The sequence below is a fragment of the Kosakonia arachidis genome (assembly GCF_900116535.1).
GTDB lineage: Bacteria > Pseudomonadota > Gammaproteobacteria > Enterobacterales > Enterobacteriaceae > Kosakonia > Kosakonia arachidis.
In genome coordinates, this window is sequence record NZ_FPAU01000001.1 from 1,458,388 (window position 1) to 1,470,126 (window position 11,739).

The 11,739-nt window shown below is 50.2% G+C and carries 9 protein-coding genes and 1 pseudogene; 5 read left to right on the forward strand and 5 right to left on the reverse strand.

What is annotated here, in order from left to right:
* Positions 1–2: 2 nt before the first annotated feature.
* From BM427_RS07060 to BM427_RS07070, 3 genes are all read right to left on the reverse strand, one after another.
* Positions 3–1,409, reverse strand: a complete 1,407-nt coding sequence (locus BM427_RS07060; protein ID WP_090120380.1) for an aminotransferase-like domain-containing protein — start codon at positions 1,407–1,409, stop codon at positions 3–5.
* Positions 1,410–1,509: 100 nt separating this feature from the next.
* Positions 1,510–2,394 carry a hypothetical protein gene (locus BM427_RS07065; RefSeq protein ID WP_139234385.1) on the reverse strand — a complete coding sequence of 295 codons (885 nt, stop codon included), beginning with the start codon at positions 2,392–2,394 and terminating at the stop codon, positions 1,510–1,512.
* On the reverse strand, positions 2,387–4,102 hold the full coding sequence (locus BM427_RS07070) for an AAA family ATPase (protein ID WP_090120383.1): 1,716 nt from the start codon (positions 4,100–4,102) through the stop codon (positions 2,387–2,389). Before BM427_RS07070 ends, BM427_RS07065 begins: the two co-directional genes overlap by 8 nt.
* Before the next feature lie 221 nt (positions 4,103–4,323).
* Here BM427_RS07070 and BM427_RS07075 point away from each other — a divergent pair, with 221 nt between their 5' ends.
* From BM427_RS07075 to BM427_RS07085, 3 genes are read left to right on the forward strand one after another with little or no spacing between them, the layout of a single operon-like run.
* Complete coding sequence (locus BM427_RS07075; RefSeq protein ID WP_090120385.1) at positions 4,324–5,661, forward strand: cytochrome ubiquinol oxidase subunit I; 1,338 nt, start codon at positions 4,324–4,326, stop codon at positions 5,659–5,661.
* Positions 5,661–6,671: a cytochrome d ubiquinol oxidase subunit II gene (cydB, locus tag BM427_RS07080; protein WP_090120386.1), complete on the forward strand. Its 1,011-nt coding sequence runs from the start codon at positions 5,661–5,663 to the stop codon at positions 6,669–6,671. The genes BM427_RS07075 and cydB overlap by 1 nt, the downstream gene beginning before the upstream one ends.
* Positions 6,671–6,799: a DUF2474 domain-containing protein gene (locus BM427_RS07085; RefSeq protein ID WP_090120387.1), complete on the forward strand. Its 129-nt coding sequence runs from the start codon at positions 6,671–6,673 to the stop codon at positions 6,797–6,799. Before cydB ends, BM427_RS07085 begins: the two co-directional genes overlap by 1 nt.
* 80 nt (positions 6,800–6,879) lie before the next feature.
* Here BM427_RS07085 and BM427_RS07090 read toward each other — a convergent pair whose 3' ends face one another.
* Positions 6,880–7,761 carry a LysR substrate-binding domain-containing protein gene (locus tag BM427_RS07090; RefSeq protein WP_090120388.1) on the reverse strand — a complete coding sequence of 294 codons (882 nt, stop codon included), beginning with the start codon at positions 7,759–7,761 and terminating at the stop codon, positions 6,880–6,882.
* 83 nt (positions 7,762–7,844) lie between these two features.
* Between BM427_RS07090 and BM427_RS07095 the strand changes: the two genes are divergently transcribed.
* Positions 7,845–8,678 (forward strand): sulfite exporter TauE/SafE family protein, encoded by an 834-nt coding sequence (locus tag BM427_RS07095; protein ID WP_244316581.1) that lies wholly within the window; start codon positions 7,845–7,847, stop codon positions 8,676–8,678.
* 77 nt (positions 8,679–8,755) lie between these two features.
* Positions 8,756–8,953: pseudogene (locus BM427_RS07100) on the forward strand (Rid family hydrolase); the annotation flags it as partial.
* Between the two features lie 166 nt (positions 8,954–9,119).
* On the opposite strand, the gene acnB reads toward BM427_RS07100, so the two are convergent.
* A complete protein-coding gene (acnB, locus tag BM427_RS07105; protein WP_090120391.1) occupies positions 9,120–11,714 on the reverse strand; it encodes a bifunctional aconitate hydratase 2/2-methylisocitrate dehydratase in 2,595 nt (864 codons plus the stop codon).
* Between the last annotated feature and the right edge of the window lie 25 nt (positions 11,715–11,739).

Genomic DNA, 11,739 nt, shown 5'->3' on the forward strand with positions numbered 1-11,739 from the left:
GTTTATTTCATCATCTGGCGAATCAATTCCCCTAAGCGAATTGCCGCACGTTCCTCTTTATTACCCCACGCCCAGGCGCAATTAAAGCGGAAAAAGGATTGCCAGCGGTCAGATGTCGAAAACATTTTCCCCGGAGCAATGCTGATATGGTGCGCCAGCGCCTGCTGACTCAGCGTCCCGGCATTCAGCCCGGTGGGCAACTCCAGCCAGAGAAAATAACCGCTCTCATTGCGGTAAATTTTTACCTCTGGCGGAAGATGGCGCAGCAGCGCCTGCCAGGCCAGATGTTTGCGCTCCGCCATTACGCGCCGAAGGCGCCGCAGGTGTGCGTCGTAGTGATGGGTAGAAAGATAATCGACCAGCGCCAGTTGCAGCGGCGAACTGGTGGAGAGCGTACTCATTAACTGCAGTTGCTGAATGCGCCGCGCGTGGCGACCGGCTGCCACCCAGCCAACGCGGAAACCGGCCACCAGACATTTAGAAAAAGAAGAACAGTGCAGCGTCATATCCTGCTTATCCCAGGCTTTTGCCGGTAACGGCTGTTCGCGTCCGTAATAGAGTTCGCTGTAAACATCGTCTTCAATAAGCGTGACATTATGTTCCGCCAGCATCGCCACCAGACGCGCTTTTTTCTCCGCGCTCAACGTAAAACCCAGCGGGTTCTGACTATTGGTCATCAGCCAGCAAGCTTTTACCGGATAATCGGCCAATGCCTGTGCCAGCGCATCAAGATCGATACCCTCTTTCACATCCGTCGGCACCGACAGCGCTTTCAGCTTTAAACGCTCCAGTGCCTGCAACGCGCCATAGAAGCACGGGCTTTCAATGATCACCCAGTCGCCCGGTTCGGTGACCGCCTGCAAACTGAGGTTCAGTGCCTCCAGCGCCCCGGCGGTAATGACAATTTCGTCCGGGGAGATGTTCATCCCCTGACGAGCGTAGCGCCGGGCAATGGCATGTCGCAACTGGCTGTTGCCCGGCGGCAGGTTTTCAATCACGCTCATGGCGGTGGCGCTTTTACTGACCTTCGCCAGCGAACGGTTAAGCTGCGGCATTGGAAACAGTTTCGGATCGGGAAACGCGGAGCCAAACGGCAGCACCGAGGCATCGCAGCTGGCCTGCAACACATCAAAAATATAGGTATTGATATCCACCGCTTCATCGCGGGTAACCTGCGCCGCCACCACGCGCGGCACGCCGGAGGCTGGCGCGACAAAGTAACCGGATTGCGGCCGGGCAATCACGCGGCCCTGGCTTTCCAGCAACTGGTATGCGTGGCCCACCGTCATAAAACTCAGCCCGCTGCTGGTGACCTGCTCGCGCAACGACGGCAGCTTTTCCCCCGGACGCCAGACGCCAAGCTCAATCTGTTCGCTGATTTGTTGCGCCAGGCGCTGGTATTTTTTCATGGATATTCACCGGGTTGAGGATGATGAATATGATGGCACGGGAACTCGGCTTTTACTATATCAGTTCATATAAACCAGCCTTTTTGATAGTGCTGTTATGTTACAGAGGGATAAGCGGCATGCCGGGTAGCCTGCCTCGGGTAAAGAGCTTGCTGGCTAGCCAGGCGAACACACGTTCATCCAGTAATGCGTCGACAAATAATGAATTCCAGTTATTTTTTGAAGCATACTCTTCATCCTTTGCCTGCAATTCCCATTCAAAAATGTCTCGCAGATGACCAATGCTCTTCGGATTTTCCCGCAACGGCGTTATATAAACCGCAGGTCTGCGGCAAAAATCAATAAAACGCTTCTGCACGTAGTTTTCCAGTTTTTTCTGTACCAGTTTTTCGAAATGATAATTAACGGCGGTGAAGTCCGGGTGGCTTGCTGGTAATATTACTCTGCTACTCACGGTTGGAGACGAATCAAGGTGATGAAAATCGACTTTAATTAATCGCTGTTGCAGACAGTTATCAAAATAGGGATGCAGGAAGCGCTCATTGACGTTTTTTCCGGTTAAGCGGTTGCTTCTTTTACTGTTGCACAGGCAGGTAGGCACAAGATTTAAAGAGAAAATCGCGAAAATATTATGCGGTGCTTGTGGCAAGTAATGATCAATAGTGCCACAAGAAAATGAACCACACATCGGGCAACAGCGAAAACTGTGTTCATCACGTAGTTTATCAATAAATTTGATCGGCAACATTGGATGATCATAATAGTATGATAACAGTTCCCCCATCTCTTTGCTGATAGAGATTTTACTCAACCCGGCAATTATTTTTTCTGGATTTCCACGGTTAGTTTTATAGAGTCGATAAGCAGCTTTTATATTGCTCATATCACTGGCTAACCCAATGACTTTGGCCATTTTTGTACTTCGTGAATTTAAGATATCGAGACGCTTTTCATCACGATAATTAGCACATCTTAACTTATTCATTTGAGCCTTCCAGGGCAATTCGCAATGAGGACAGTAACTCACTTGCCAGCAAATGACCGTAATCACGCGCCAATGCTTCCCAGCCTTCTGTTCTGTATTTTTCTAGCAAAATGGCAGTAATACGTTCGACTTGTGGCGTTTGTTGCTCCTGGCCAAATACGAACCATGAAATTGCGCCAACATCGGCCCCCAGTGTTTTCAGGATCGGTACGTCGACAGTTATTTCATCTTCATTTTTCTGCCGTAACACAATGACCTGTTTCTGGCTTACTTCACGGACAAAATACACCGAGTGAGTTGCAACGATGGCAACCGATCCGCTCATTTCAAGCAAATTAAACAATAAATTCGCGAACTGGCTAATAAACTGCGGGTGGAGATGCGTTTCAGGCTCATCAATCAGTACCAGCGTACCATTATCAATATGGCAACAGGCTTGCGCGGCGAAAGCGAGAAAATTTCGCTCGCCGCTGCTGAGAGGGTAACGTCTGTCGCCACACTGGCGAAAGGGTTCCTCATATACAAGCACATCATTGAAGGAGTCGATACGGACACGTCCCGGCCAGGGTTGGTAAATATTTGCCAGCTCGTCAAGGGTAATAAAGCCGTCATCACTACGATGCGCAAGCGCAATCTCATGGCTATTATCAATGGAATGTAATGCCGCGCGGAAAATATCCCAACGACTGCGGTTCCCTAGTGTTTCCCGTACGCGAGCCAGTTTCAAAATATCATTGACAATAAAATCACGATCCAGCCTGCTGCGAGGAATGGTATTCGGATTGAGTAAAAAACGACGGTAATAGATTTGCATCGCGTCGTAATATTGTTCCGGCTGGCGTGTTGTTCGCCCATCTTCTGGAAACAGCGATTGCACCTCTTTTGATGGCGAGAACGCAAGCAGTCGGTTTACCATTACTCGCTGATGAGTCTCAGGAACAAAAAAATTATCCTTTTTGGCAATTAATGCTGAGGCGATTTCTGCCAGCGTCTGGCTTTTCCCTATACCATTCTTACCAATAATGACAGCAATACGCTGAGAAATGAGGCTTTCAAGATTGAAATTAAATGTAATTTCATGTGGCGTAGACATATTCTCGCGTTTGAATTGAATATGCATGCTGGATGAAATAACATCAAATAACTCCTCATTTAACCCACGCAAGATAGTCCCGGCGTTGTGCCATGCAAACCAGGAGCTTGAGTGACGAAGGAATGAGTATTTAAATATACTCCGATCTTCCAGTTTGGTAATAAATTCAGATGAGGTATTAAGTTCTTTAGTCAGAATAACATCATTGATTTTTTTGAGTATGGTTTGCGCTGCTTCCAGGCCAAAACTTTTGATCAGTAAACGATACTCTGCGGAGCTTTTTAGCATTATATAGAAAGAACCGCTATTGTTCTTTAAATCGATGTAATCGATATTATTTTCTTTAAAATAGCGAGAGACTATTTGTAAGCCGTCATTATCTTCATCAAGGTCACGTAAGGGATTATTAATGTCAATAAACCCGATATAACCGGTCACTAGTACATTGTCTGTTGCTGTCTTTATTAAAATTGCCACATTGGAAAAATAGCCATTATCATTCCAGGCGCGGTCGATATGCTGGCTTTGAATATAAATACCGGGCTTTTTTTCATAATCGCGGAACCTGTTGGAGGGGCGTACCAGATAGACCGGTAATTGCTCGATGCTATTCATTGTTTTCCCTGGTTTATTTCTTTTTTGGACGATTTAACATCGACCATTGTCTGCACGATGTCAACGCCCAGAAATCAGAGACTTTTATTTATTTTTATATCAGCAGTAAAATTCACATAGTTTATAACAACTGTTATACAAAAATTTCGCCAATCTGTTTCTGCAAGTTCCGGCTCGCGTTCATTACCATACCCCTCACAGCAGTTGATCTGAGGTTGTCCATGTTTGGTTTAGACGCATTTCATCTGGCAAGAATACAGTTTGCCTTCACCGTTTCGTTTCACATTATTTTCCCGGCGATCACCATTGGGCTGGCGAGTTTTCTGGCGGTGCTGGAGGGTTTATGGCTGAAAACCCGTAACCCGGACTGGCGCACGCTGTACCATTTCTGGTCGAAGATTTTCGCTGTTAACTTCGGTATGGGCGTGGTTTCCGGGTTGGTGATGGCCTACCAGTTTGGCACCAACTGGAGCGGCTTTTCCCAGTTCGCCGGCAGTATTACCGGGCCATTACTGACCTATGAAGTACTGACGGCTTTCTTTCTGGAAGCCGGTTTTCTCGGGGTGATGCTGTTTGGCTGGAACCGTGTCGGGCCGGGGCTGCACTATTTTGCGACCTGCATGGTGGCGCTGGGCACGTTGATGTCCACTTTTTGGATTCTCGCCTCTAATAGCTGGATGCACACGCCACAGGGTTACATTATCGAGCAGGGCCAGGTGGTGCCGGTGGACTGGTTGAAAGTCATCTTCAACCCATCTTTCCCTTATCGTCTGATGCATATGACCATCGCCGCGTTCCTCAGCAGCGCGCTGTTTGTCGGCGCGTCTGCTGCCTGGCATTTACTGCGCGGTAACGATACGCCCGTGATGCGCAAAATGTTCTCGATGGCGATGTGGATGGCGCTGATTGTCGCGCCGATCCAGGCCATGGTGGGCGATATGCACGGGCTAAACACGCTGGCGTATCAACCGGCAAAAATTGCCGCCATTGAAGGCCACTGGGAGAACACGCCCGGCGAAGCCACCCCGCTGCTGCTGTTCGGCCTGCCGGATATGCAACAGGAACGCACCCGTTACGCGGTCGCGATCCCGGCGCTTGGCAGCCTGATCCTCACCCATAGCCTGGATAAACAGGTTCCGGCGCTGAAAGCGTTTCCCAAAGATGAGCGCCCTTATTCGCCGCTGGTGTTCTGGTCATTCCGTGTGATGGTCGGTCTCGGTGTGCTGATGATTGCACTGGGTGTCGGCGCATTGTGGTTGCGCTACAAACAACGGCTCTACCAGTCGCGACCGTTCCTCCATTTTGCACTGTGGATGGGGCCTGCCGGGTTAATCGCCATTCTCGCCGGTTGGGTCACCACCGAAGTTGGCCGTCAACCGTGGGTGGTCAACGGCTTGTTGCGCACGGCCGATGCGGTTTCGGCTCACGGCGTGATGCAGATGAGTCTCAGCCTGGTGACATTCTTCGTAGTCTACAGCGCCGTTTTCGGTGTCGGTTACAGCTATATGGTGCGGTTGATCTGCAAGGGCCCGCAGGCCTGGCATGAGGAGGCAAAATAATGGGTATCGATCTTTCGTTGATCTGGTTTGTGATTATTGTTTTTGCCACCCTGATGTACATCGTGATGGACGGTTTTGATCTGGGGATCGGCATTCTGTTTCCACTTGTTCGTAACACCCATGATCGCGATGTGATGGTGAACAGCGTTGCGCCAGTCTGGGACGGCAACGAAACCTGGCTGGTGCTCGGAGGTGCGGGGTTATTCGGCGCTTTTCCGCTGGCTTATGCGGTGATTATTGATGCGCTGACTATTCCACTGACGCTGATGCTGCTGGGGCTGATTTTTCGCGGTGTGGCATTCGAGTTTCGTTTCAAAGCGACACCTGCGCATCGCCCGTTCTGGGATAAAGCGTTTATGGCGGGTTCCGTGCTGGCAACCTTTACGCAGGGCGTGGTGGTTGGCGCAGTGTTGAATGGTTTTTCGGTCAGCGGACGGCGCTTTAGCGGCGGCGCGCTGGACTGGCTAACCCCCTTCACGCTGTTCTGCGGCGTCGGGCTGGTAATTGCGTATGCGTTGCTGGGTGCAAGCTGGCTGGTGATGAAAAGCGGCGTGCCGTTGCAGGATAAAATGCGTGCCGCGGCGAAGAAATTGCTGCTGGTTCTACTGGTGGTTATCGCGGCCATTAGCCTGTGGACACCGCTGGCGCACCCGGCGATTGCTTCCCGTTGGTTCAGCCTGCCAAACTTGTTGTTCTTCGCGCCGGTGCCGCTGCTGGTTATTGCGCTCAGCACCTGGTTGTGGCGTAGCCTCGGCAATTCGCAGCATCATACATTGCCATTTGTGCAGACGCTGGGCCTGATATTCCTCGGTTTTAGCGGGCTGGGCATCAGCATCTGGCCGCACATTATTCCGCCGGATATCACCTTCTGGCAGGCAGCCGCGCCGCCGCAAAGCCAGGGCTTTATGCTGGTCGGCGCGCTGCTCATTATCCCAATTATCCTGGTCTATACCGCGTGGAGCTATTACGTGTTCCGCGGCAAAGTACAACCTGGGGAGGGCTATCACTGATGAAACATTCGTTTTTCACCCGCTTGATGTGGCTGGTACTGATTTGGGGCGGCAGCGTACTGGCGCTGGCAGCCGTGAGTATGGTATTCCGCCTGTTGATGTCGGCGGCCGGGTTTAAATCTCACTGATGTGTGCGGAGTTTGTTGTGGAAACACAGCAAACTCTTTTTTATAGAAATAAGACGGTTACGAGCGAAAAGCAAAGTCACTTATTGAGAAGCCAGCTTGATGTAGTTAAGGATCCGCATATTTCTCTCTTCACTTCGCGTCACCAGCGCCATGCATAACTCCGCATCGTCATCCGCCAAAGGGATAAACACCACCCCGCCGGGCCTGAGGCTATCAACCGGTTTTGGCAGAACAGAAATGCCTACTCCCGCCGCGACAAGCCCAATATGCGTCAACACCTCCGCGGCTTCCTGGACAACGGTTGGTGTGAACCCGGCCTGATGACAAAGCCGTCTGACCAATTCAGGGACTGCCGCCCCTGATGTCTCCGGATAAAAGATAAAAGATGCATTGCGCATGGCAACGATGGGCAGAGAGTCAGCCGTCGCTTCAGGATGATCTGCTGGCAGAACGACGCAGAGTCGGTCACGCCTGAGGATACGGATGTCCAACCCATGCTGTCGGGTGCCGGGTGTAAGACGGACGTAGCCGATATCAATTTCCTGCTGAAGAAGAGCGTCAAACTGCTGGCGGGAGTACATCTCGCTAAGTGAGATCCTGACGTCTGGATAATGGCGTCGGTAGGTTTTAAGCGGCTGACTGAGTTCGTCCACAAATAAACCGGTGGTGGTAAACCCGATTCTCAACTCCCCCCTTTTCCCCTGCTCAATATCACGTAACTCAGCCTGCAGATTACCGCTGATGCGTAATATTTCCTTCGCCTGAATGACAAGGTGCTCACCGGCTTCCGTTAGGGCCACACTGCGTCTCGTTCGGTTAAAGAGCTTTACCCCCAGCTCACTTTCAAGTGACTGGATCTGTTGCGACAGCGGAGGCTGGCCAATATTGAGTTTTTCTGCGGCGCGCGTGAAGTGCAACTCTTGTGCGACGGTCAGAAAATAGCGGAGATGACGAAATTCCACTTATATGTCCGGATATATAAATTGATGCTTATTTATATATTGGACAGTAAAACAACGCAATCCTACCATTGAAGCCGCCAGCGATGCTGACGCCGATGCAAACATTTATTGCCTCTTCCTGCTACACCAGAATAGCGTCTCAGAAAGGAACACAAATGCATTACGAGCTTTACCTGCTGCTTCCCGTCGCATTTATTGCCGGGATCATTAACGCGGCTGTCGGTGGCGGCGGATTGATCACCATTCCAACGTTTTATAGCACCCTGCCACATTTCACCCCTGCCCAAATCATGGGGATCGACAAGCTCTCATCTGTTATGGGGCACCTGATGTCTGTCCGGCAGTTTATGACAAGATTGCGCCTGCCCTGGTCACTGATCCTGCCCACCGCAGTGAGTGCCGTTGTCGGTGCTTACTCGGGGATCAGATTCCTGGATTTTATGCCCTCCGCATGGATGCGACCGGTCGTTATCGTCGTGCTGGCGGTGATGGTGGCCTACACCTGGTTCAAACCCCAATTCGGTCATCATGATACCAGTCAGTCACCTACCCGCGCCGATCTCATCAAAGGTGTTTGCCTGGGTTTTGCTATCGGTTTTTATGACGGTTTTATCGGCCCAGGCACGGGAAGTTTTCTGCTGTTCTTGTTTATCCATTTCTTTCATTTTGATTTTTTGCGGGCAACCGCTTGCGCAAAAGTCGTCAATTTTGGAACGAACTTCTCGACGTTGTTTTTTCTTATTCCACACGGCCTTATTGATTATGGGCTGGCTATTCCGCTGGGGATTGCGGCAATCAGTGGCTCCTTTATCGGCGTACAGATTGCGATCAAGGGAGGAAATCAATGGATACGCCGACTTTTCCTGTTGCTGGCGTGCAGCCTGCTGATCAAGCTGTTATGGGAAACAATTCACTGACCAGCGGAAAATGAGTGGCGCGTTATTCATGGCTGGTCGATGCGAAAATCGGAACGGTGCATGTTACATGAGTGAATTCAGGTTGTACGCTTGACGATCTGATTGATGTCACGACTTTTCATACCGATCCGCAAAATCAGTTTCCGACAATTATGCAGATAAAACAGTCGCTTTTCTCGCAGCCACCCTATCCAAACTGGACGGCCGTTGGCGTTACCTGGCTTGCCGGCTTCGATTTTGAAATTAAGGTCATTGCCCGCATTCCTGCCCGGTAGAAACGGACCAGACAATGCCGACAGGAAATGTCTTCCCTGTCGGCATGACGCCATTGCATGCTGGCACTGGAGTAGACACCATTCCAACGGTGTCACTCTGTATCTTAATCTGCTTATGCTTTACACCGATTAAGATGAATATCGGAGAGGATAAAGAGCAAGAAGATTAAACCGTTACGACATCAATGCGATCATTCCCCTCTGTTTGATACGCAGCCAACTGATGGAAATTTAAGTAACGATAGGTATCTTCTCGTGTGTCATTGATCCTTTCCATGTGCCAGAGATACTGTTCAACGGTCGGCATTTTGCCAAGCATTGCGGCAATCGCACTGAGCTCCGCTGATGCCAGGAAGACTTTTGCATCGGTACCAAGACGGTGCGGGAAGTTACGGGTTGAGGTGGAGACAACGCTGCTTCCTTCTTTAACCCGAGCCTGATTGCCCATACAAAGTGAGCAGCCGGCCGGTTCAATTCGCGCTCCGGTTCGGATGAGTTTATTAAAATACCCTTCGCGAGAAAGTTGCTGCGCATCCATTTTGGTTGGCGGAGCAATCCATAGCCGGGCTGGGATCTCTTTGGAGTCTGCCAGCAGTTTTCCGGCAGCCCGGAAATGACCAATGTTTGTCATGCAGGAGCCAATAAAAACTTCCTCTACTGGCGTGCGGGCGACTTCGGACAGTAGACGGGCATCGTCGGGGTCATTTGGCGCACAAACAATTGGCTCCGTAATTTCAGTCAGATCAATTTCAATGATTGCCGCGTACTCCGCATTGTCATCTGCACTCAGTAATGACGGATTCGCCAGCCATGCTTCGATCTCTGCAATGCGTTTTTCAAGTGTTGGCGCGTGCTGATAACCCTGCGCAATCATCCAACGCAGCAAGGTGGCATTGGAACGCAAATATTCAATAACGTTCTCTTCCTCAAGACGTAGCACACAGGCAGCAGCAGAGCGCTCAGCGGAGGCATCGGCCAGTTCAAAGGCCTGCTCAGCTTTTAGCATTTGCAAACCTTCGATTTCCAGAATACGACCGGAAAAGATATTGCGTTTGTTTTGCTTCTCGGTCGTCAATAATCCTTGCTTAATTGCGTAGTAAGGAATTGCATGCACTAAATCACGCAAAGTGATCCCTTTTTGCATTTCACCCTTAAAGCGGACCAGGACAGATTCAGGCATGTCGAGAGGCATAATTCCAGTGGCCGCCGCAAAAGCGACCAGCCCGGAACCGCCCGGGAATGAGATCCCTAATGGAAAGCGCGTATGCGAATCAGCCCCTGTCCCTACAGTGTCAGGAATAAGCATGCGGTTAAGCCAGGAATGGATAATGCCATCACCCGGTTTCAGTGCAACGCCTCCTCTGCTGGTAATGAACTGAGGCAGCGTACTATGCAAATTAACGTCGACAGGTTTTGGATACGCAGATGTGTGGCAAAACGACTGCATGACCAGATCGGCAGAAAACCCCAGGCATGCGAGATCCGTCAGTTCGTCGCGAGTCATCCCGCCGGTCGTATCCTGCGAACCCACGGTTGTGATTTTAGGTTCACAATATTGACCAGGTCGAATACCTTCAACCCCGCACGCCCTGCCGACCATTTTTTGCGCCAGAGTAAACCCGGCAGAAGAAGGTTCAGGCGCCTTTGGCTTCCTGAAAATGGACGTTGTTGGCAGCCCCAGCGACTCTCTGGCTCTGGCCGTTAAGCTACGGCCGATGATCAACGGAATGCGGCCGCCTGCCTGTACTTCATCCAGCAAGACTTCGGTTTTCAGGTGAAATGAGGCTATCAGCGTTTGATCGCTATGGTTGCGAATCTCGCCCTTGTACGGATAGAGATCGATCAGCATCCCCGTCGACAAACCCGAGACATCCAGCTCAATGGGCAAGGCACCCGAATCCTCCAGGGTATTGAAAAAGATGGGCGCAATTTTCCCTCCGAAGACAAAACCCCCACTGCGTTTGTTCGGTACGAAAGGGATATCCTTGCCGATATGCCACAGGACTGAGTTCGTCGCAGATTTCCTTGAAGAGCCTGTTCCCACAACATCCCCGACGTAAACGAGAGGATACTGCCGGTTTTTTAATTCTTGTATCTGAGATATCGGGCCGCATTGTCCCGGTTGGTCGGGATTCACCCCTTCCCTTACGGAACTCAGCATTGAGCGCGCATGCAGGGGAATATCCGGGCGTGACCACGCCTCAGGTGCCGGAGAAAGGTCATCCGTGTTCGTTTCACCGGGGACTTTAAATACGGTCAGGGTTATTCTTTCATCAAGACTGGCGCGTTCGAGAAACCACTCGGCATTTGCCCATGATTCAATAACCGCTTTGGCATGAGCATTTCCATTATGGGCTTTCTGCTCTATATCTTTAAATTTTTCAAAAATAAGAATTGTGTGGCTAAGTTTAATCGCCGCTAAAGGAGCCAGCACGACGTCATCTAACGCATCGATAAGAGGTTGAATATTATATCCACCCTGCATGGTGCCAAGAATATTTATAGCATCTTCAGGCGTAATGCCGTATTGATTTGTTTTTTCCTTAATGATTTTATCAAGGAATTCTGCTTTAACTTTTGCAGCAGCATCAACACCGGGAGAAACTTGATTAATTAACAGATTAATTAAAAACTCTCGTTCCTCACACTGTTCGTTTTCGAGGAGAGTAATTAATTCGCAGGTCTGCTGAGCGGTGAGGGGTTTTGCTGGTATTCCATTTTTTGCCCGTTCAGCGACGTGCGTTTTATATTCTTCAAACATAGGGTCTCAACCTTATAACAGGAAA